This is a genomic window from Bradyrhizobium ottawaense (genome assembly GCF_002278135.3).
Taxonomy (GTDB): Bacteria; Pseudomonadota; Alphaproteobacteria; order Rhizobiales; family Xanthobacteraceae; genus Bradyrhizobium; species Bradyrhizobium ottawaense.
Map to the genome: position 1 here is coordinate 4,976,744 of NZ_CP029425.2, position 21,514 is coordinate 4,998,257.

The window sequence follows — 21,514 nt, forward strand, 5'->3', positions numbered from 1 at the left end:
CGCTTAGGGGCCGCCAGCATGAACAAGATCGATCTCGACGGCCGCGTCGCCATCGTCACCGGTGGCGCGCAGGGCTTTGGCCGCGCCATCACCGAGCGCCTTGCCGCCTCCGGCGCCAAGGTCGCGATCTGGGATTTCGACGCCGCGCTCGCTGAGAAGACGGCGAAGGAGATCGGCGACAACGTCCGCGTCTTCAAAGTCGACGTCACCGACACCGCGGCCGTCGAGCAGGCGCGCGATGCGACGCTCAAAGCATTCGGCAAGATCGACATCCTCGTCAACAATGCCGGCATCGCCGGCGTGAACAAGCCGGTCTGGGAGACCGACCTCGAGGAATGGCGGAAGGTCCTGCGCATCAACCTCGATGGTCCCTTCATCGTCTGCAAGGCCATCGTGCCCGCGATGCTCAAGCAGAAATACGGGCGGATCGTGAACATCGCCTCGATCGCCGGCAAGGAAGGCAACCCGAACGCCTCGCATTATTCGGCGTCCAAGGCCGGCCTGATCGCGCTGACGAAATCGCTCGGCAAGGAGCTTGCCGCGCATGACATCCTCGTCAATGCGGTGACACCGGCCGCGGCCAAGACCGCGATCTTCGACCAGATGACGCAGCAGCACATCGACTTCATGCTGTCGAAGATCCCGAAGGGGCGCTTCGTGCTGGTCGAAGAGCTCGCCGCGATGGTGGCCTGGCTCGCATCCGAGGACTGCGCGTTCTCGACCGGCGCGGTGTTCGACATCTCGGGCGGACGCGCAACCTATTGAGGACAGCATGATCCGGGAAGGTGGATGCCTGTGCGGCGCGGTGCGGTTCAAGGCGGAAGGCGAGCCGCTCAACGTTCGCGTCTGCCATTGCCGCCTCTGTCAGAAGGCGATGGGCTCGCCCTTCTTCGCCCGCGCGCAGTTCGACCAGCGCGCGCTGAGCGTCGAAGGCGAGACGGAGCGCTATGCGTCGTCCGAGGCGATCGACCGCGTGTTCTGCAAGCGCTGCGGCACGCGCTTGTTCGCCTGGCGCCGTAACGGCACGCTCGCGGGCGTGTCCCTCTCCGTTTTCGACGATCGCAATGCCTTCGCGCCGACCGAGCACATCTGGGTCTCGGAAAAGCCCGCCTGGCTGAAGCTCGACGACGGCCTGGTGCAATATCCGGGGACGATTCCGGCCTAATTGCACGATGGCACGGCGGCGTGCTGCCGGCGCCCCCTTTGCAGCGTGGCATTTCGGGACCGCCCCTCCTATGTTGAGCCGAAGCGTTGCTGTACCGCCGGTTGGCCGGGACGGCCGCAAGGCCGCAGGCAAACCGGGACGGACGAGCCGTGAACACTTCCCTTTATGATCTGTCGGTATGGGTGCTTCCCCTCGTGCTCGCCATCACCTTCCACGAGGCTGCGCACGCTTTCGTCGCGGACCGGCTCGGGGACGACACGGCCTCGCAGCTCGGCCGCGTCAGCTTCAACCCGCTGCGCCACATTGACCCGTTCGGCACCGTGATCCTGCCGGCGATGCTGCTGTTCGCGCACTCGCCGTTCCTGTTCGGCTACGCCAAGCCGGTACCGGTCAACTTCCGCAAGCTGAACAACCCCAAACTGGACATGGTCTGGGTGGCATTGGCCGGGCCTGTCACCAACATCCTGCTGGCGCTTGCAGTGGCCCTCGCCTTCCACGCCCTGCCCCTTGTCCCCGCAAGCTCGGCGAAATGGGTCGCCGACAACCTCAAGAATGCGCTCATCATCAACGCCATCCTCGCGGTCTTCAACATGATGCCGATCCCGCCGCTCGATGGCGGGCGCGTCGCGGTCGGGCTGTTGCCCCGCCCGCTCGCCATGCCGCTGGCCCGGCTCGAGCCGTTCGGGATGCTGATCCTGATCGGCCTGTTGATCCTGCTGCCCCTTGCAGGTTCCCAGTTCGGTCTAAATCTTGATGTTATTTCAGCAATACTGCGAACGTTGACCGGTTATGTGATTCAGGCTGTTCTCCTCCTGACCGGCAATGCGTAGTTGAACAGCCACCCGAACGTTAAGCCGAAGGGCCAGAGGCCGACTTGGTCAAAGCTGCCGATATGCTGATCGCGCGACGCGCGGACACCCGCGCCCGCGCCGATTTTGCCACCTGGAAGATGATGGCCAAGCTCAATGGGGCGTCCGCGCTCCCGCCGGAGGCCCAGGAGTTTCTGGCGAGCTACCAGAACCTGCTGGCGCAGATGAGCGAGGGCGAGGCCACCGAGGCGACCATCGGTGCGATCTACAAGGCCTATTATGCCGAGATGGGCGGCGCGGGAGCCGCACCCGACGTCCGCCCTCGCCCGCCTGAAGCAGCGGCGGACAATGTTACCGCTTTCCGCCGTCCGGCGCCGAAGCCAAAGACGACCAGCTTTTTCGGGGCTGGGGCGACAGCTGGAACCCAGAAACGGCCACTCCCGGTGGCGCTGATCTTCGCCTGCCTGGTCGTCGTCTATGTCGGCATCCGGCTCTACTGGCGCTGAGCGGTCTTCTTCTTTTTCGCGTCGGCCGGCGTGAAGATGATATCGACGGTCCGCTCGAACCGGTCCTCGGTCAGCCCGGCAGGCGGCTGCGGGATCGGATCCGACTTGCGGACGATCGAGACCGCGGCCGCGTCGTAGGCTGAATCCCCGGATGACTCCACCACATCCACCGACAGCACGTTGCCCTTCCGGTTGATCGCGAAGCTCACCTTGACCTTCTGGTTATTGGGCTGCTTGCCTTCCGGATTGATCTTGTGCAGCGACAAATGCGCGCTGATCTTGCGGTTCCAGTCGGCGGTCAGCTTCAGGATGTCCTTGCCGATGCCGATGACGGGCGCCAGCGCCTTCTCGGCCTCGCGCGCGTCCTCCTCGAGCGTCTGCCGTGCCGTCGCAACCGATTTCGGCGAGGCTTCGGCGGCCGGCGTTTCGACCGCCTGAATTTTCGGATCGTCTTCGGTCGGCTTCTTCGCGTTGTTCTCGGTCACGACGCGGTCGGGATCCTCGACCTGCTGCGACTGGTCCTTTGGAAGCTCCGTCTCCTTGGTCTCGGCCTTTTGCTCGGGAAGCGCCTGCTGCTCCTGCATCGCTTCGCTGTCGGGCCCGGGCGGCAGATCGGTTTCGGGCGCCTTGGGCGATGCCATCTCCACGGCGAATTCCGCACCGTTCGCACCCAGGCCGTCGCCGTCGTCGTCAGCGCGCAAATGAGCCAGCGCGAGCGCAGCACCACCGAGATGGAGCACGAGCGCGGCCACCGCCGCCAGGATCCAGAGCTTCCGGGATGGTCTGTGTTCGTCCGACATAGCGGGCCTCTAAGGCTGAGCGGCGCCTGCCGCAGGCGCTCCCGGCGCGCCTTCCAGCGCCACCAGTTTCACCCGCGTATAGCCGCCTGAGCGCAGGAGCTCCATGACGCCCATCAACTCCCCGTACGGCACCGAACGATCGGCGCGCAGGAAGACGTACTTGTCCTTGCTCATGTCGGACAGTCCGTCGAGCGTCCCGATCAGCTCGGCCCGGTGAACCGGATTCTCCCCGAGGGCGAGCGTCAGATCGGGCTTGATGCTGAGATAGGTCGGCTTGTCCGGTTTCTTCTGCGGCGTCGCGCTCGACGTCGGCAGATCGATCGGCAGGTCGACCGTGGAGAGCGGAGCTGCGACCATGAAGATGATCAGCAGCACCAGGATGACGTCGATGAACGGCGTGACGTTGATGTCATGCGTTTCCGAGAAATCGTCGTCGTCATCGTTGTCTGCGAGCGAAACGCCCATGGCTCACTCCGCTGCGCGCGAATGCACGCTGCCGTGGCTGCGGTCGAGATCACGCGAGAGCAGCCGCCCCGCGGCACCCGAGGCGCGGCTGACGAGCTCGAGATAGCCCTTCGTCACGCGTGAGAAGTGGTTGTAGATGATGACCGCCGGGATCGCGGCGACGAGGCCGATCGCGGTGGCGAGCAGCGCCTCGGCGATGCCGGGCGCGACGACCGCGAGGTTCGTGGTCTGCGACTTCGAGATGCCGATGAAGCTGTTCATGATGCCCCAGACCGTGCCAAACAGGCCGACGAAGGGCGAGGTCGAGCCGATGGTCGCGAGCACGCCCATGCCGATGCGGATCCGCCGCGCCTCGGCGCGCACGATCTCGGAAAAGCTGGAGGCTGCGCGCTCCTTGATGCCGGCGTCGCTGGACAGGCCGGCCGACATCCGCGCCTCGCGCAGCGCCGCCGCCAGGAACGACGGCAGGATGCCCTCCTTGGCTCCGAGCGCCATCTGCGCTTCGGCGAGGGAGCGCGTCTCCGCAACCTTCTTCAGCGCCGAACGAAGCTTGGAGGATGCGACCGACAGCTCGATCGACTTGGCGATGAAGACGGTCCAGGTCATCAGCGATGCGAAGGCGAGCCCGATCATCACCGCCTTCACGATGACGTCCGCCGACATGAACATCACCCAGGGTGACAATTCCTTCATCGCCGGCGCGATGCCAGCCGCCGCATCAGGCTTGGCGGTGGTCGAAACGGCGGCCGCGGAGGGCACCGTCGGAGCAACCGGGGTGGCTGCCGTCGAAGCCGAAGGCGCCGGGACCGCAGGCGTGGTGGCCGCGGGCGCCGCCGGAGCCGGACCGGCCGGGGCCGGCTGAGCCGTCGACTGCGCCGGTGCCGAGGGGGGTTGTGTCTGGGCCGAAACGGGGGATGCGAGCCAGGCGGCCGCCAGCATCAAGGCTGCGGCAAGGCTTGCTCTAGAGGTCATGGTCTTCATACTTCGGCCCAGTAGCGAATGAGGTTGTGATAGATACCCGTCAATTTGACCGTTTCGGGATCGTCACGCCCGAGCCGGTCCACCAGCGCCTGAATCGCGGTATCGAGGTCGAAGATCATGCTCCGGGCTTGATCGTCCCGTATCATGCTCTGAAGCCAGAAGAAAGACGCAACCCGTGTTCCCCTGGTCACCGGCGTGACGAGGTGGAGGCTGGTCGAGGGATAGAGCACGCAGTCGCCGGCTGGCAACTTGACTTCGTGCGAGCCGTAAGTGTCCTCGATCACAAGTTCGCCACCGTCGTACTCTTCCGGCTCGGCGAGAAACAGCGTCACCGACAGGTCCGTGCGGATGCGAAGGCCGGTCAGACGGTCGCCGCGGATCGCATTGTCGACATGCAGGCCGAAATGGTGGCCGCTATCCGCCGCATAGCGGTTGAACAGCGGCGGGAAGATCTGGAGCGGAATTGCCGCCGCGATGAAGCGCGGGTTCGACGTCAGCGCCGAGATGATGTGGTTGCCGAGTTTTCGCGCGACCTCGCTATCGGGCGGCAATTGCTCGTTGCGCTTGACCATCGCCGACTGCGCGCCGGCGGTGGACCGGCCGTCCTCCCATGCGCTGGCGTCCATGATGCGGCGGAAATCCGCCACATCATCCTTGCTGAGAACGCCAGGCAGACACGTCAACATGATCAGAACTTCGCCGTCGTGACGATGTAGAAGGCCCGGCCCGGCGCGACCGCCACGAACGGCACGGCGCTGCGATAGAACGAGTCGTAATACAGCTTGTTGGTCAGGTTCTGGGCGTAGAACTTCATGGTCCAGTTCTTGTCGATCTTCTTCTCGACGAACGCGTCGAAGCGCCAATAGCTCGGCAGTTCGTTGGTGTTGGCCGCGAACGTGCCGCCATAGACCTTCGAGCGATACACCGCCTGTCCGCCAAGCTCCCAGCCGTCGTCGAACTTGTATTTGGTCAGCATGCTGAACGACTGATGGGCGATATTGGCAAGCTGCAGGCCGATGTTCGAGGCAACGCCGCTCTGCGTGACCTTGGACTGCATCAACACCAGGCCGCCGAAGATGCTCCAGCGATCGGTGATCTTACCCTCGGCTTCGATGTCGATGCCCTGGATCCTGTAGGCCGCGCCCGAGGTGAGCAGGCCGTTGACGGTCTCGCGCGCGTTGTCCTTGGTGGTCTGGAACAGCGCGCCGGTCACCAGCAGATGGCGATCGGCAAGCTCCCATTTGGTACCGACCTCGATCGCCTTGTTGCGCTCGGGTCCGAGCAGGATGGTCGAGTTGGCGGGAACGCCGCCGTAGTCGGTGCCGGTCGCGTCAAGCTCCGAGCCGAACGGATTGGCCGAGGTCGCGTAGGCTGCGTAGACGCTGCCGATCGACATCGGCTTGTAGACCGCGCCAACGTTGTAATTGACGAGATCGTTGTTCTGCTTGAGGTAGGCCGAGTTCGTCGACGCGCTCTGGCTGTAGCCGTCGTAGCGGATACCGCCGTTGACGATGATCGTGTCCTGCCAGTTCGCGGTGTCCATGACGTACACGCTGCTGGTGTTGACGCCATAGCGCGTCGGATTTCCGACGAGCCCCGGAATGCCGAAGGGAATGTTGGTGTATTGCGGGGAGTAGAGATTGACCCCCGTGACCGCACCGGTGCTCGTGAAGGGGCTTCCCGCCAGTTCCGAGGCGAGGCCGGCGTAGCGGTCGATCGAGATGTTCTCGTTCGAATATTCGACGCCGAACACCGCGGTGTGCTTGACCCCGCCGGTGTCGAGCTTGAACGTCGCCTCGTTCTGATTGGTCCACACGTCCACGTTCTGATAGCGGCTCTGCGCGCTCGCCGTCGTGGTCCAGAGCATCGGATTGGGGCTGGTCGTAATCGGGTTCTGCGGCAGCGTGCCGATATAGTTGAGCACCGAATGCTCGCCGCGCACCTTGCTGGTCAGCGTGATGGCCTCGTTGACCTTGTACTCGATCGTGCCGGTGCCGAAATCCTGCCGCGCCGTCTGGAAGTCGCGATTGAGGAAGCCGTACCAGTTGCCGCGCGGAATGCCGGCCGAGGTCACCGGCACATTGCCCTGCCTGTAATATGGCACGCCGAAATCCGGCAGACCGCTGAGGTCGGTGTGGACGTAGTTCGTGGTGATCTTGATGTCGCTCGTCGGGGTGTACTTGGTCGAGATGAAGGAGCCCCAGCGATTGTCGGTCACATAATTGCGGCCGGCGACGTTGGCGTCCTGGAACAGGCCGCCCGTGCGCACCGAGAAGGTGGGATCGATGACCTGGTTGACGTCGAGCGTGACGCGCTTTGTGTAGTCGGTCCCGAACTCGGTATCCATGCGCTGGAAATTGCGATCGCCCGCCTGCTTGGTGACGATGTTGATGGCGCCGCCGGCGGTGCCGCGGCCGGCATAGGAGGACGCGGGACCGCGCAGAATCTCGATCTGCTCGGTGAAGAAGTTCTCGCGGATGGACACGGCGGGATCGCGGATGCCGTCGATGAACACGTCGTTGCGCGCATCGAAGCCGCGGATGAAGAAACGGTCGCCGAACGCGTTGCCGCCCTCGCCCGAGCCCAGCGTCACGCCCGCGGTCGAGCGCCCGATCTCCTTCAGCGTCGTCGCGTTCTTGTCCTCGAGCACTTCCTTGCTGAGCACCGTGATCGACTTGGGCGTGTTCAGCATCTTCTCGGGAAACTTGCCGCTGGCCTGGACGTGGTCGACCTTGTAGGGCGCGGCCGGATCCGCATAGGGATTGCCGTCGGGAGCGCCTGACGGTGTGGTCGGCGCCGTCTGCTGAGCCGCCTGCTCGCGCTGCGCGGCGCGGCGAATCGCATTGCGGGCGCGGACCTGCTCCGGCGAGGGCTTCGACGACGTTGGACGCGGACGTTCGACGGGAGCATCGACCGTCACCGGCGGCAGGTTCGACTGCTGCGCCTGCGCGCCGCTCGACACCGACGCCACCGCGATCAAGCTCGCAACTGCGGAGACCTTCTTGCCGGAAACGCCTGCGAACTTTTCATCCACCAGACCGAATGCTGCGACCGAACGCAACGACTTCGGTGCGACCACCTGCCCCATTACCAAACGCCCCATCTTCCTGTTCGCTCATTCACTTCGACGAACGATGAGTGTTGGTATCGACCACAAAATAGCGGGTCAATGCGAGCGCCTCGCAAGAACCCTTGAATCAATCCAGATCAAAACGATTCTAAACTAGAGTTTGAAATCGTTCTAAACTGAGATTGGACTCGTTCTAAGAAACAGCGCCGCATGCTGTGCAATCGGCGGTTTCGCTCACAGCATCAATCGCTGCTCGGTGGCTTCATCAGCGAAAACAATTCGTCGACGGTTTTCAGCGCGACGGCGCGCACGCGATCGGTGCTCTCCATGCCGACGATGTTGACTCCGTTCACGACGGCTTTGATCTCGTCCCGGAAGTCGGTGAGGAAGCGCAAGGGATCGCGCTGCTCATTGGCGACACGCGCGATCAATCCCGTGATCAGAATCTGACACGCGATCAGCTTGCCGTTCAGCTCGTCCATCCTGCGCTCCCTTTGTGGCGGCGCCGATATGGACGATGCCGAAATTCCTGACAACCAAAACGGCTTCCGCCCGACTTAGAACCATTCTTGTTACCGATACCGACTGGCGGCTCGGCCCGCACCATTCGGCCCGAGCACACCGTCTGGGAGTGCTGCTTGAGGTTTGCCCGCCGATCGCGTCTGCCGGGAAAATGCAGCACTGCACACCGCCGTGCCAGACCACTGCCCAGACGGTGCAAAGCTTTCCAATTGTTTAGGATTCTCAACTGATAGTGCTGTTTACACTGGAACTTGGCGTGTATTATACAAACGCTTATGGAACCCTACGATTGCCCCATAATTCGTAGCTGAGGGCACAAGAGCCGACACGAGACGATATGAAAAAGTCCCGGCCGATCCTCTGGATTCTGATCATCGCGGCCGTGGCCTCCGCGGGTTACTATGGTTGGCAGAAATTCGGTGCCTCCCAGGCTGGAAAAGCCCAGACCGCCCAGAAGGGTCCGCCCCGCCCGCCCGCCGTCCCCGTCAGCGTTGCCCCGGTCCAGAAGGTCGATTTCCCAGTCTATCTGACCGGTCTGGGCACGGTTCAGGGGTTCAACACGGTGCAAGTCCGCACCCGCGTGGATGGCCAGATCGACAAGCTCGCCTTCCGCGAAGGCCAGATCGTCCAGCAGGGCGAGCTTCTGGTCTCGATCGATCCCCGTCCCTATCAAGCCACGCTCGACCAGGCCAAGGCCAAGAAGGCGCAGGACGAGGCTAGTCTGGCCAACGCCAATCTCGAGCTTCAGCGCGCCATGAAGCTCGGCGAATTCGCCACCGCCCAGCGGGTCGACACCCAGCGCTCGACCGTCGCCCAGCTCACCGCCCAGATCGCCGCCGACGAAGCCGCGATCGCCAACGCCCAGACCCAGCTCGACTACACCCAGGTCAAGGCGCCGATCACCGGCGTCGCCGGCCTGCGCCAGGTCGACATCGGCAACATCGTCAACGCCTCGACGCAGACGGGCATCGTCACGATCTCGCAGGTCGAGCCGATCTCCGTGATCTTCACCGCACCGGAAGACCAGCTGCCCTATATCACCGAAGGGCAGAAGAGCGGCGCGCTCAAGGTGATCGCCTTCACCACCGACGGCAAGAAGACGCTGGCCGAGGGCAAGCTTGCGGTCATCAACAACCAGGTCGACACCAGCAGCGGAACGATCCGGCTCAAGGCGGTGTTCGACAACAAGGACCACACGCTGTGGCCGGGTCAGTCGGTCTCGACGCGGCTTCTGGTGCGGACGCTGAAGGATGCGACCGTGGTTCCGGATGACGCGGTCCAGCATTCGACCAACGGCCTCTACGCCTATACCGTCAATCAGGACAACAAGGCCGAGGTGCACAAGGTCAAGGTCAGCTACGCCATCGACGGACATTCGGTCATCGAAGAAGGGCTGAGCGCCGGTCAGCAGGTGATCACCGGCGGCCAGTTCAAGGTGCAGCCCGGAAGCCTCGTCTCGACGACGGTGGCGAGTTCGAACCCGGCCCAGAACAAGGTACGACAGGAATGACCGAGGGCGGGATTTCGGCACCTTTCATCCGTTATCCCATCGGCACCTCGCTGCTGATGGCCGGCATCCTCTTCGTCGGTCTCGTCGCCTATCCCCTGCTCCCGGTCGCACCGCTGCCGCAGGTCGACTTCCCGACCATCCAGATCACCGCCAATTTGCCGGGCGGCAGTCCCGAGACGATGGCTTCGTCGGTGGCGCAGCCGCTGGAGCGCCAGTTCGCCCAGATTCCCGGCATCGCGCAGATGACCTCGACGAGCTATCTGGGCACCGCGTCGATCACCATCCAGTTCGATCTCAACCGCAGCATCGATGGCGCTGCCAATGACGTGCAGGGCGCCATCAACGCCGCCAGCGGCCAGCTGCCGAAGAACCTGCCGTCGCCGCCGACGTACCGCAAGGTCAACCCGGCTGATGCGCCGATCCTGCTGCTCTCTGCGACATCGGAGACGTTGCCTCTGACCAGCGTCAGCGACGCGGTCGACGCCCAGCTCGCCCAGCAGATCAGCCAGCTCTCCGGCGTCGCCCAGGTCTTCATCGGCGGCCAGCAAAAACCCTCCATCCGCGTCCAGGTCGATCCCGCGAAGCTGGTCGCCAAGGGCCTGTCGATGGAGGACGTACGCAGCCAGATCGCGATCACCACGGTCGACAGTCCGAAGGGCAATATCGACGGCGAGAAGCGCGCCTACACGATCTACGCCAACGACCAGCTCACGCACGCGAAGGACTGGAACGACGTCATCATCGCCTATCGCAACGGCGCTCCGTTGCGAATCCGCGACATCGGCCAGGCGGTCAGCGCCGCTGAAGACGCCAAGCAGGCGGCCTGGGCCAACGGCAAGCGTGGCGTGTTCCTGGTGATATTCAAGCAGCCGGGCGCCAACGTCATCGAGACCGTCGATCGGATCAAGGCCACCCTGCCTCGCCTCGTGGCCGCGATCCCACCCGCCATCAAGATCGAGCTCATCAGCGACCGCACAACGACCATCCGCGCCGCCGTCGAGGACGTCCAGTTCACGCTGCTGCTGACCATCGCCCTCGTGGTCATGGTCATCTTCATCTTCCTGCGCAGCTTCTGGGCCACCGTCATTCCGGCCATCACGGTTCCGCTGGCGCTGCTCGGCGCCTGCGCGCTGATGTGGGTCGTCGGCTATTCCCTCGACAATCTATCGCTGATGGCACTCACCATCGCGGTCGGATTCGTCGTCGACGATGCCATCGTGATGCTCGAGAACATCACGCGCTACATCGAGGAAGGCGAATCGCCGATGGCGGCGGCCTTCCGCGGCTCGAAGGAAATCGGTTTCACCATCGTGTCGATCAGCATCTCGCTGGTCGCAGTGCTGATTCCGCTGCTCTTGATGGGCGGCATCATCGGGCGCCTGTTCCGCGAATTCGCCGTCGTGCTGGCGATGACCATCTTCGTCTCGATGTTCGTGTCGCTGACCCTGACGCCGATGATGGCCTCGCGCTTCCTGCGCGCCCATGGCGAGGTGCGCCACGGCCGGTTCTATCAATGGAGCGAGCGCGCCTTCGACGCGATGCTGCGCGGCTACGAATACGTTCTCGACCATGCCCTCGCCTGGCGGCGCACCACGCTGGCGATCTTCTTCGCCACGCTCGGACTGTCGATCTATTTGTTCGTCCTGATCCCGAAGGGTTTCTTCCCGCAGCAGGATGTCGGCCTGATCACGGCGACTTCGGAAGCCTCGCAGGACATTTCGTTCAAGGAGATGACCCGGCGTCAGGAACAGCTCGGCAAGATCATCCTCGCCGATCCCGATGTCGCCAGCGTCGCCATGTCGATCGGCGGCAGCGGCCGCGCCGGCAACAACGGCAACATATTCATCACGCTGAAGGCTCGCGACAAGCGCGATGCCTCGGCTCAGCAGATCATCGCGCGACTGCGTCCCCAGTTCGACAAGGTCGAGGGCGCCCGCGTCTACATGCAGGCAGCCCAGGACGTGCGCCTCGGCGGACGGCCGACGCGTACGCAGTTCGAATTCACGCTGCAGGACGCCAATCTGGACGAGCTCAACGAATGGGCGCCCAAAATCCTCGCCAAGATGCAGACGCTGCCGGAGCTGCGCGACGTCGCGACCGACCAGCAGACCCAGGGCACCACGGTCCAGCTCAAGATCAACCGCGACACCGCCGCGCGCTACGGCATCCAGCCGCAGCTGATCGACGACACGCTGTATGACGCCTTCGGACAACGGCAGATCACGCAGTATTTCACCCAGCTCAACACCTACAAGGTGATCCTGGAGATCCTGCCGGAGATGCAGGGCAATCTCGACAGCCTGAACAAGCTCTATCTGAAGTCGCCGCTGACGGGCGACCAGGTGCCGCTATCGACGTTCGCGACCTGGACCACCGATCCGGTCCGCCCGCTCTCGATCAGCCACCAGGGCCAGTTCCCGGCGATCACCATCAGCTTCAACCTCGGCCAGGGCGTCGCGCTCGGTCAGGCGACGGAAGCCGTGCAGAAGGCGATGGCAGATCTCGGCGCGCCGCCGACGCTGAACTCGAGCTTCCAGGGCACCGCGCAGGCGTTCCAGCAATCGCTCGGCACCGTGCCGCTGCTGATCCTTGCCGCGCTCGTCGTGGTCTACCTGATCCTCGGCATCCTCTACGAGAGCTACATCCATCCGATCACGATTCTGTCGACCCTGCCCTCGGCAGGCGTCGGCGCGCTTCTGATCCTGATGGCGGCCGGATTCGACTTCAGCCTCATTGCCTTGATCGGAATCATTCTCCTGATCGGCATCGTGAAGAAGAACGGCATCATGATGGTCGACTTCGCCATCGCCGCCGAACGCGACGAGCACAAGACGCCGGCGGAATCGATCCGCCAGGCCGCCCTGCTCCGCTTCCGCCCGATCATGATGACGACGATGGCCGCGCTGCTCGGCGGCGTGCCGCTGATGCTCGGCCACGGCACCGGCGCCGAGATCCGCCAGCCGCTCGGCTACGCCATGGTCGGCGGCCTGATCGTCAGCCAGGCGCTGACGCTGTTCACCACGCCGGTGGTCTATCTCTATCTCGACGAGCTCAACAACTGGTTCTCGGGCTGGGGCCGTTCGGGTGACGGCGAAGGCGGCGAGACGGTCGAGCACGGCACCGTTAAGGAAGCCGCCGAGTAGCGGCTTGCACGGCGCTTCCGGCGACGCTACAGCGAGGCCCCCGGTTCACGCCAACGCGGTCTCGCCATGCTCATGCAATCCAGACTTGTCGCCCTCGCCGCAGCTGTCCTGTTGCCCTTGGGCGCCGCGTATGCCCAACAGGCCAAGAAGAACGCCCCCGCTCCGGCGGCACAGCCCGCGCCGGCTCCGACGCAGCCACAGGCTGACGGCGCGCCGGCACAACAGCCCGGCTGGATCGTGCGTTGCACCAGCGTCAGCCGCGACGCGCCGCTCGAATGCGCGATGGAGCAGAACGCGGTGCTGACCAAGACCGGCCAGACCATCGTTTTGATCAACATCCGCATCGCGCCCGACACCCGCACGCCGGTGGCGCTGCTGCAATTGCCGCTCGGCCTCAACCTTCCCATCGGCGCCAAGCTCCAGGTCGACGAGGGCAAGACGGTCGATTTGCAGATCCAGACCTGCGAGAACCGCGGCTGCTACGCCTCGGCGCCGATCGCGCCGGACCTGGTTGCCGCCTTGCGGTCGGGCAAGCAGCTCAAGGTCTCCTTCCAGAACATGGCCAAGGAGACGATCGCGATCCCGATGCCGCTGGGCGATTTCGCGGCCGCCTACGACAAGATCAAGTAACGCAAGTCCCCGTTACTGCCGCGCCATCTGCGCGTCGCCGTCGAGCCGCTGGTCATTGTGCATGGTGACGGTGACGTGCAGCAGCCGTGTCGATCAGCAGCGTGTATTCGGTGATGGAGGCGCGGCTCGCCGGCTGCCCGCTGTTGCAGGCCGAAGTCGACCGCGCACCTCCGAGATAGGCTTTCTCCCCCGCCTCTCAGCTGACGACGTCGCTCGCCCTGAGCAATGTCGTGAAGCCGCCATAGATCATGCGCTTGCCGTCGAACGGCATGCCCTCCATCTTCAGCCGCGGGTCCGCCATCACCTTCTTGTTGACGGCATCGCGGGTCTCCCGGTCGCGGTAGACGATCCAGGCGAACACCACGACCTCGTCCTCCTTCGCCATCACCGCGCGCGGAAACGAGGTGAGCTCGCCATAGGGGACATCGTCAGCGACGCATTCGACATAATCGAGCGCGCCGTGCTCCATCCAGAGCGCGCAGGCGGTCGTCGACAGCGTCTTGTAGGCCTCGATCTTGTCCTTCGGCACAGCCAGAACGAAACCATCGACATAGGGCATCAGGGATCTCCTTGAGTTGTGTGACCCAAGGACGATGCAGAGAACGGCGATCCGACCGGGGAAGTGCGATTTCAGATGAGGCAAACGGTCGCGACCGGCGGCGCGGCCCGTGGACGGTCACCGTCACCGAGGGGCCTCGAGATCTTGACCTTTGGGCGTGCCTGGAACTGGCTGGGGAACCTGGATTCGAACCAAGACAAACAGAGTCAGAGTCTGTTGTGCTACCGTTACACCATTCCCCACCGAAGCGCTTGAAATCGCTAAGCTTTCTTCGGAAGTTCTGCGAGGGCGGGCTGACAGTTTCGCAAATCAGCGGCTCGCATGCCGCTCATATAGCCGCGCTGACCTTCGCGGTCCAGCCCCTCTGTGAACATCGTCGGCTTGTTCTCGCTGCGTTCGCACCGACAAGACCGACTGTCTCAACTCTTCCCGAAGGAATCCTGCGGCCCTCTGCGGTTGTAGAACAGCGACCGGCGCACCCGATCGATCCATCGCTGCAGCGTGAACTCGAAGGCGAGCGCAACGACCGTCGATGCGAGCAGGATGCCCAGGGTTTGAAACAGAATTCGCCAATGGCTCACAATGTGTGGATTGGTCAGCGTGATCGGATCAAAGAACTGCAGATTGATCGCGATCTGGATGAAGAGAAAATGCGAGAGATAGACGCCATAGGAGGCGTCGCCCAACGCGGTCGACAGCGGTCCGTTGATTCTCGAGAAAAGCGTCGGAATCACGATGCAGGTTGCGATAACCAGCGGTACGCCCTGAACGATGCCCCCGTGATAGTCGACGTCGGCATAGACGTCGCCGAGGAGATAGAGGCAGTACAGGGCCGCGAGCCAGTAGCCCGCTCGCGTCGACCATGTCAGGCGATCTCGCAACGAGAAGAGTACAACGCCGGTGCCGAAATAGCCGATCTGGCTGTAGAACGGGAAGTAAGCCCATTTCCATTCGTAGACGTGCAGAATGGTCATCTTGATCGTGAAGGCAGCGACCACCAATCCGGCGAGCCATTTTCTATTCAGGAGAAGCAAGGCAGGCAGCAGCGCGTAGAAGACGATCTCCGCACTGATCGACCAGGCCTGCGGAACCAGGAGATACGTGGTGCTGTGCATGGCCGAATAGAGATCGAGACCCAGCAGCGACAGGTTGATCACATAGGGCCGCTCATCCGTTCTGAGGGAATTGAAGATGCCGCTCTCGTTCGCCGGATTCCACAGATGTAGCGCGAACGTAGCTGCAAGGACAGCGAGGTAGAACGGATAAAGCCTCGCGAAGCGGCTGGCGAAGAATGCAGCAGGCCGTCCGGGATAGTGCCGCTCATAGGCGGCGGCCATGTAAAAGCCGCTGATGATGTAGAAGACTTCTACAGCGGCCAAACCTCCGATTGTCTGGTGAATGACGCCAAATTGGCAATGAAATCCAACGACGATCGCCGCCAGCAGAAAACGAACAGTCCCCATCAGCCCCGCACCCGTTGGCTGATGCGAACTTAGACCGGCGACCGGCGTTGAACAAGCGGCCGCCGTTCTCGGGCATGCGGTGGCCGGCTTCTCTCATCGCGTGCCGCCCTACTCCAGCTTGATGTTGGCGGCCTCGATCACCTTCTTCCAGCGCGCCGTCTCAGCGTTGATGTAGGCCGCGAACGGTTCGGAATCCACGGCGACAGCGGTGGCACCGAGCTCGGCCATCTTCTGCACCGTCTCCGGTTGCTGCATGAAGGCGCGGATCTCGGCCGAGAGCTTTTCGACGATCGGCTTGGGCGTGCCCGCGGGCACAATGAAACCGTGCCAGGCCACCGCCTCGAAGCCGGGCAGGAATTCGGCAACGGCCGGAGCTTCGGGATCGAAGGCGGCGCGCTTCGGCGTTGCCGTCGCGAGCAGCGCGAGCTGGCCGGTCTTCACCTGCGGCAGCAGCAGCGGAACGTTGTCGAAGGCGAGATCGATCTGGCCGCTGAGCAGGTCCGTCAGCATCTGGCTGGAGCCTTTGTAGGGCACGTGCACCATCTTGGTGCCGGTCATCTGCTGGAACAGCTCGCTGGCAAGATGCTGCGAGGTGCCGACACCGGCCGAGCCGAACGAGACCTTGTCCGGATTCGCCTTCAGATAGGCGATCAGCTCCGGCACGGTACGCGCCTTGATCTTGTTGGGATTGACGACGAGAACGTTGGGCACGACGCTGATCTGGGCGACCGGCACCAGGTCCTTGTCCGGCTGGTAGCTGAGCTTCGGCCCGTAGAGCGACGGGTTGATCGCAAGCGCGGACGTGCTGGCAAGGCCGAGCGTGATGCCGTCAGGCGCCGATTTCGCCACCCGCGTCACGCCGAGGATCGAGCCGGCACCGCCGACATTCTCGACCACGAAAGGCTTGCCGAACTTCGCCTGCAAATGGTTGGAGACCATCCGCGCGAAGATATCCGCGGTGCCGCCGGCGGCGAAGGGAACGACCACCGTCACCTGCTTGGACGGATAGCCGTCCTGCGCCTTTGCGGGTGAGGCCGCCAGCACCAAGGCTGAGGCAAGGACGAGCCAGATCGATCTCATAGACGTTTCCTCTGTTTTCCGTGTTGTTGATTGGCTGCCGCGCGCGAGCGGCGAAGACTGTTAGAACGCGACCTCGTACATGTTCAGGATCGCATCCCGGCCGAGGTCGCGCGGATTGTTGTCGAGCAGGCGGCGAATGGCGTGCGCCTCGTCGGCCATCACGCCGAGATCGTCCCGGGGCACGCCGAGCGCGGATAGCCGCATCTCGATGCCGAGATTCTTGCAGAACCCGTAGGTGGCGTCGAATGCGAGCTTTGGATCGCCCTTCTCCGGCAGTCCGAGCGCCTGGAGCACCGCGATCGTCTTCGCTTCCACCGCCGGCATGTTGAAGGCCAGCGTATGCGGGAAGATCGCCGCGCAGGCGAGGCCATGCGCCACGTGGTGACGGGTGCCGAGCGGATACGCCACGGCGTGGCCGGCGGTCGTGTTCACCGGTCCCAGGCAATAGCCGCCGTAGAGCGAGGCCAGGGAAAGGCCGGCGCGCGCCTCGCGATCGCCGCCATCTGCCACCGCGCGCTTGAGATAGCGGCCGACCAGCCGCGCGCCTTCGAGCGCGTAGAGGTCGATCGTCGGATGCGCCTTGCGGCTGGTATAGGCCTCGACGCAATGCGCCAGCGCGTCGACCCCGGTCGCCGCGGTGACCTCCTTCGGCACGGTCATCGTCAGATCCGGATCGACGATGGCGATGTCGGCCAGCATGAAGCGGCTCTGCACCGCCTGCTTGTTCTGGCTGACGGGATCGGTCACGAGCGCGCGGGTGCCGGCCTCGCTGCCGGTGCCCGACGTCGTCGGAATCTGCATCAGCGCGACGCTGCGGCCGGCCACCTTCTCCGGCCCGACGATGTCGGCAAAGGGCACGTCGCTAGTGCACATCACCGCGACCAGCTTGGCGAGATCCATCGCGCTGCCGCCGCCGAAGCCGACCACGAGATCGGGGTTGACGTCCTTCGCCATCGCCACCGCCTTCTCGAGATTGGGCAGGTCGGGCTCGGGCTTGACGTCACCGAACACCTTCACCGCACCCGGCAGCGCCAGCATGTCGACGCGGCGTGCGTTGAACGGATCGGAGATCACCAGCGGCCGCCTGGCACCGATCCGCTCGGCGAAGCGCGCTGCCGCGCCGATCGTGCCGTTGCCGAACTCGAGGATGGTGGGACGCTGGATTTCAATGGGCGTGAAGGCGTTGGTCATCGTGCGTTCGAACTCATGATTTGGATGCAGAAACGCCAGCGGCGAGCCGCTCGGCATAGTCGATGGCTTCGATCAGGCTGTGTTCGTTGGCGATGCCCTTGCCGGCGATGTCGAAGGCGGTGCCGTGGTCGACGGAGGTGCGGATGATCGGCAGGCCCAGCGTGATGTTGACGCCGGACAGTTCCTGCCAGCGGCCGGTCGCGGGATCGACCTGGAAGCCGAGCAGCTTGACGGGGATGTGCCCCTGGTCGTGATACATCGCGACCGCCGCATCGTACTGGCCGGCGCGCAGCTTGACGAAGATGGTATCGCCGGGCACGGGGCCGACGACGTCGAGACCGTCGGCGACGGCTTTTGCAATCGTCGGCGCGGACACGTCGATGTCCTGCCGGCCGAACAAGCCGCCCTCGCCGGCGTGTGGATTGAGCGCGGCAACCGCGATCTTCGGCTTGGCAATGCCGAGCCGCAGCAGGGCATCGTTGGTGAGGTCGATGACCATGCGCAGCCGCTCCGGCGTCAGACGCTTCGGCACGTCCTCGAGCGCCACATGGGTCGAGACATGGCTGACGCGCATGTTGCCATGGGCGAGCAGCATCACCGAGCCGCGCACGCCGGTGAGATGCGCCAGCATCTCGGTATGACCCGGGAAGTGATAGCCGGCCCTGTTGAGCGCTTCCTTGTTGAGCGGCGCCGTGACGATCGCCGCGGTCCGGCCCGCCTGCGTCAGCCGCACGCCCTGCTCGATCGCCTTGTAGGCAAAGCGGCCGCCATCAGCGCTGAGCACGCCCGGCTTGATCGGATCGCCCTCGATGTCGGCCTGGAGGAAGCAGAGGTTTGGCCAGTCGCGATCCTCGGCGCGCACTTCGGGAATCGCAATGCCGGCACCAAGTGCGGCTTTCGCGCCATCGAGCGCCGCGCCGCTGCCGATGATCAGCATCCGCAGATCGCCTTTCGCGATCCGGTCCTTCAGCCCGACGCAGGCCTTGACGATGATCTCCGGCCCGATCCCGGCGGGATCGCCCATGGTGATGGCTAGATGACGAGAGGTCATGTCGGACTCCCCTTGCTTAGCAAATGATTATCCCGAAGCAGGTCGCGCCACAGCTCGCTGGGGCCGAATGCACCGGACTTCGAGATGACATCGACGCCGGCCCAGCGGCCGCCTTGCAAGATCGAGCGCGGCAACCCCGGCACGATACGTCCTGTCACCTCGAGCGCATGCGCGCCAAGGGCAACGCATGCGGCCTTCAGGGTTTCCCCACCGGCAACAACCAGCGTGCCCGGCGGTTCGAGTGCCGCGATCAGCCCCGTCATCTCGTGCGCGATCCGCCGCGCCGCCTCGGCCCGCATCAAGCCGTCGGCGAGGGCGAATTTCACCAGCGCCACGCCCTCGTCGGCCAGCTTGCGCCGAACGCCCGCGTTGCCCTCCCCCTCGGCCAGCGCGATGGTGGCGTGACCACATGCAGCCAGCTGGGATGCGGTGGCAGCCTGGTCGGAGCCAAACAGCCCCAGCACCGGCCGCTTCAGTTGCGAGGACGCAGCGGCGCCTTGACCGCGGGCAAGCGCACCGGCCAAGCCGCCGCTCCCACACCACAACACGGGCCCCGGCATGCGCCGCGCCATCTCGACGACGCGATCGAGGTCGAGGTCGCTCTCGGCATCGAACACCTGAACGCCGCCTTGCGCGAGCGTGTCGGGCGTCCCCTGGCGTGCCTCGATGCCGTCCTGCCGCAATTGATCCAGCAAATTGTCGCCGACCCTGTGCCAATCGCCATGCACGGTGCGGGCGAATTGCTGGCCACCGACGGTGCGGCGTCCCTGATAATCGAACGCCGGCGCGACCACGCAGGAGGTCCAATGGCCGCTGCGCAGACAGGCGCCAAGCTCAGCCGCCCACGCGCCCCGAAGGAGGCTATCGACCTTCTTGTAGGCGATCGTCCCGCCCTGAAGGTGGGGCGCCAGTCGCCCAACGATTTCTACGCTCTCGGTTTTCGAGCGCTCACGGGTGCCGCTATCGATCGCCAGGCTTCCGGACTCCAGCAGCGTAAACGGATCCGACCAGAGGACGTCGAACGGTCCGCACAGGCCGACGAACTCTGCCGCGGTGTCGAGCGCACCGGTGAGATCGTCGGCAAGCAGGCGGACGCTCGTCATGGTCATGCCGCTCCCGCACCAAAGATCTTGCCGGGATTCATCAGGCCCTTCGGATCGAGCAATCTCTTGATATCGCGCATCAGCTCGATGTCGAGGGGATCGGCGATACGGGCGAGCCGGCCGCGATTGGTGACGCCGATGCCGTGCTCGGCACTGATCGCACCGCCCTGCGCTGCGGTCTCGTCGTCGACGATCTCGTTGATTTCAGCCACCAGCGCAGCCGTCGCCGCCTGGTCCTGGCAACGCGCGCGGTCGATCAGGGCGATCACGTGGATGTTGCCGTCGCCGATATGGCCGTGCATCACGATCCGCGCGTGCGGTACCGCGGCGTTGATCCGGGCCTCGACATTGGTGACGAAAGCGGCCTGACGCTCCAGCGGAACGACACTGTCGTGCGAGACGACATAGCCGCTACGCTTGTTGCCTTCGGACACGCTGTGCCGGACAGCCCAGATCGCCTTCGCCTGCGCGAGGTTGACGGCCAGGATCACGTCCTCGGCAAGGCCGGCGTCCATCGCCTCCGCCAGCACCGTGGCGAGCGGCTCGTCGAGGTCGACGCCGGCGAGCGTGTCGGTCAGTTCGACGATCAGATACCACGGCGTCGTCAGCTCGAAGGGGATCGTGACATGTGGCACGGACTCTGCGATCGCCTCGATCTGCGCGCGCGACATGATCTCGAGGCTGCCGAGCCGGTCGCCGACCGCGCCGCGCAGGTGCTGCATGATCTCGAGCGCCTGCTCGACGCCCTGCAGTTTCAGCAGCGCCAGCGCCGAGCTGCGCGGCGGCGCGAACAGCTTCAACACCGCCGCGGTGATGATGCCGAGCGTGCCCTCTGCCCCGATGAACAGCTGCTTGAGCGCGTAGCCGGTATTGTCCTTGCGCAGTGCGCGCAGGCCGTTGAAGATGCGCCCGTCGGGCAGCACGACCTCCAGCCCGAGCACGAGATCGCGCGTCGGACCGTAACGCAGCACCGCCGTGCCGCCGGCATTCGTCGAGATATTGCCGCCGATCTGGCAGGAGCCTTCGGCACCCAGGCTCAAGGGAAAGTAGCGATCGACGCCGCGCGCCGCGTTTTGCACCTCAGCGAGGATGCAGCCGGCTTCCACTGTGATCGTGTTCGCGAGGGGGCTGACGTCGCGGACGGCGCGCATCCGGTCGAGCCGGATCACCACATTGCCGGCCCGATCGTCCGGCGTCGCCGCCCCGCACATGCCGGTGTTGCCTCCCTGCGGCACGATCGCGAGCTGCCTTGCCGCACAGAATTTGACGACGGCGGCGACCTCGGCGGTGGAGCCGGGCTTCACCACCGCGACCGCGCGGCCGTGATAACGCCCGCGCCAGTCTACGACGTAGGCTTCCTGGTCAGCTCCGGACGCAATGACGTGCTTGTCGCCGACGATCGCGGCAAGCCCGGAGAGCGCGTCCTGGAAGGAATCTGACATCGGATCGCCTCGTCGTCGCGCCGC

At 64.5% G+C, this 21,514-nt stretch carries 20 protein-coding genes and 1 tRNA gene; 7 read left to right on the forward strand and 14 right to left on the reverse strand.

The window, feature by feature from the left end; genetic code table 11:
- Positions 1 to 18 precede the first annotated feature (18 nt).
- From CIT37_RS23950 to CIT37_RS23965, 4 genes are all read left to right on the forward strand, one after another.
- Positions 19 to 765 (forward strand): SDR family NAD(P)-dependent oxidoreductase, encoded by a 747-nt coding sequence (locus CIT37_RS23950; RefSeq protein WP_038946407.1) that lies wholly within the window; start codon positions 19 to 21, stop codon positions 763 to 765.
- 7 nt (positions 766 to 772) lie between these two features.
- Entirely contained in the window at positions 773 to 1,165 is a 393-nt protein-coding gene (locus CIT37_RS23955; protein WP_028145167.1) for a GFA family protein, read from the forward strand.
- A gap of 149 nt (positions 1,166 to 1,314) precedes the next feature.
- Positions 1,315 to 1,995: a site-2 protease family protein gene (locus tag CIT37_RS23960; RefSeq protein ID WP_038946406.1), complete on the forward strand. Its 681-nt coding sequence runs from the start codon at positions 1,315 to 1,317 to the stop codon at positions 1,993 to 1,995.
- Between the two features lie 62 nt (positions 1,996 to 2,057).
- On the forward strand, positions 2,058 to 2,480 hold the full coding sequence (locus CIT37_RS23965; RefSeq protein ID WP_028145169.1) for a hypothetical protein: 423 nt from the start codon (positions 2,058 to 2,060) through the stop codon (positions 2,478 to 2,480).
- Here CIT37_RS23965 and CIT37_RS23970 read toward each other — a convergent pair.
- The 6 genes from CIT37_RS23970 to CIT37_RS23995 all read right to left on the reverse strand — a co-directional run bounded on the left by CIT37_RS23970 (position 2,468) and on the right by CIT37_RS23995 (position 8,278).
- On the reverse strand, positions 2,468 to 3,280 hold the full coding sequence (locus CIT37_RS23970) for an energy transducer TonB family protein (RefSeq protein WP_028145170.1): 813 nt from the start codon (positions 3,278 to 3,280) through the stop codon (positions 2,468 to 2,470). The two genes, CIT37_RS23965 and CIT37_RS23970, sit on opposite strands and share 13 nt — an antisense overlap.
- 9 nt (positions 3,281 to 3,289) lie before the next feature.
- Positions 3,290 to 3,745 carry a TonB system transport protein ExbD gene (exbD, locus tag CIT37_RS23975; RefSeq protein WP_028145171.1) on the reverse strand — a complete coding sequence of 152 codons (456 nt, stop codon included), beginning with the start codon at positions 3,743 to 3,745 and terminating at the stop codon, positions 3,290 to 3,292.
- A gap of 3 nt (positions 3,746 to 3,748) precedes the next feature.
- A complete protein-coding gene (gene exbB / locus CIT37_RS23980; RefSeq protein WP_038946403.1) occupies positions 3,749 to 4,726 on the reverse strand; it encodes a tonB-system energizer ExbB in 978 nt (325 codons plus the stop codon).
- Positions 4,723 to 5,412 carry a Fe2+-dependent dioxygenase gene (locus tag CIT37_RS23985; protein ID WP_095425903.1) on the reverse strand — a complete coding sequence of 230 codons (690 nt, stop codon included), beginning with the start codon at positions 5,410 to 5,412 and terminating at the stop codon, positions 4,723 to 4,725. Before CIT37_RS23985 ends, exbB begins: the two co-directional genes overlap by 4 nt.
- A gap of 2 nt (positions 5,413 to 5,414) precedes the next feature.
- Complete coding sequence (locus tag CIT37_RS23990) at positions 5,415 to 7,814, reverse strand: TonB-dependent receptor (protein WP_095425902.1); 2,400 nt, start codon at positions 7,812 to 7,814, stop codon at positions 5,415 to 5,417.
- A 224-nt stretch (positions 7,815 to 8,038) separates the two neighbouring features.
- Positions 8,039 to 8,278: a hypothetical protein gene (locus CIT37_RS23995; protein WP_095425901.1), complete on the reverse strand. Its 240-nt coding sequence runs from the start codon at positions 8,276 to 8,278 to the stop codon at positions 8,039 to 8,041.
- A gap of 377 nt (positions 8,279 to 8,655) precedes the next feature.
- On the opposite strand from CIT37_RS23995, the gene CIT37_RS24000 reads away from it, so the two are divergent.
- The 3 genes from CIT37_RS24000 to CIT37_RS24010 all read left to right on the forward strand — a co-directional run bounded on the left by CIT37_RS24000 (position 8,656) and on the right by CIT37_RS24010 (position 13,601).
- Complete coding sequence (locus CIT37_RS24000) at positions 8,656 to 9,828, forward strand: efflux RND transporter periplasmic adaptor subunit (RefSeq protein ID WP_152103103.1); 1,173 nt, start codon at positions 8,656 to 8,658, stop codon at positions 9,826 to 9,828.
- Positions 9,825 to 12,971, forward strand: coding sequence for a multidrug efflux RND transporter permease subunit (locus CIT37_RS24005; protein ID WP_028145176.1), 3,147 nt, complete (start codon positions 9,825 to 9,827; stop codon positions 12,969 to 12,971). The genes CIT37_RS24000 and CIT37_RS24005 overlap by 4 nt, the downstream gene beginning before the upstream one ends.
- A 66-nt stretch (positions 12,972 to 13,037) precedes the next feature.
- Complete coding sequence (locus CIT37_RS24010) at positions 13,038 to 13,601, forward strand: invasion associated locus B family protein (RefSeq protein WP_161966469.1); 564 nt, start codon at positions 13,038 to 13,040, stop codon at positions 13,599 to 13,601.
- A gap of 196 nt (positions 13,602 to 13,797) precedes the next feature.
- Here CIT37_RS24010 and CIT37_RS24015 read toward each other — a convergent pair whose 3' ends face one another.
- The 8 genes from CIT37_RS24015 to CIT37_RS24050 form a co-directional block, all read right to left on the reverse strand.
- Entirely contained in the window at positions 13,798 to 14,160 is a 363-nt protein-coding gene (locus CIT37_RS24015; RefSeq protein WP_038946399.1) for a DUF1428 domain-containing protein, read from the reverse strand.
- Positions 14,161 to 14,328: 168 nt separating this feature from the next.
- Positions 14,329 to 14,402 (reverse strand) — tRNA-Gln (locus CIT37_RS24020).
- 177 nt (positions 14,403 to 14,579) lie between these two features.
- Positions 14,580 to 15,623, reverse strand: coding sequence for an acyltransferase family protein (locus CIT37_RS24025; protein WP_095425899.1), 1,044 nt, complete (start codon positions 15,621 to 15,623; stop codon positions 14,580 to 14,582).
- 108 nt (positions 15,624 to 15,731) lie between these two features.
- The gene (locus tag CIT37_RS24030; RefSeq protein WP_038970931.1) at positions 15,732 to 16,703 is read right to left on the reverse strand and encodes a Bug family tripartite tricarboxylate transporter substrate binding protein; all 972 of its coding nucleotides are present in this window, start codon (positions 16,701 to 16,703) and stop codon (positions 15,732 to 15,734) included.
- A gap of 60 nt (positions 16,704 to 16,763) precedes the next feature.
- A complete protein-coding gene (locus CIT37_RS24035; RefSeq protein WP_095425898.1) occupies positions 16,764 to 17,951 on the reverse strand; it encodes an iron-containing alcohol dehydrogenase in 1,188 nt (395 codons plus the stop codon).
- Entirely contained in the window at positions 17,908 to 18,945 is a 1,038-nt protein-coding gene (gene pdxA, locus CIT37_RS24040; RefSeq protein WP_038946376.1) for a 4-hydroxythreonine-4-phosphate dehydrogenase PdxA, read from the reverse strand. The genes CIT37_RS24035 and pdxA overlap by 44 nt, the downstream gene beginning before the upstream one ends.
- Complete coding sequence (locus CIT37_RS24045) at positions 18,942 to 20,048, reverse strand: four-carbon acid sugar kinase family protein (RefSeq protein WP_095425954.1); 1,107 nt, start codon at positions 20,046 to 20,048, stop codon at positions 18,942 to 18,944. The genes pdxA and CIT37_RS24045 overlap by 4 nt, the downstream gene beginning before the upstream one ends.
- A 2-nt stretch (positions 20,049 to 20,050) precedes the next feature.
- A complete protein-coding gene (locus CIT37_RS24050) occupies positions 20,051 to 21,490 on the reverse strand; it encodes an FAD-binding oxidoreductase (protein WP_095425897.1) in 1,440 nt (479 codons plus the stop codon).
- Between the last annotated feature and the right edge of the window lie 24 nt (positions 21,491 to 21,514).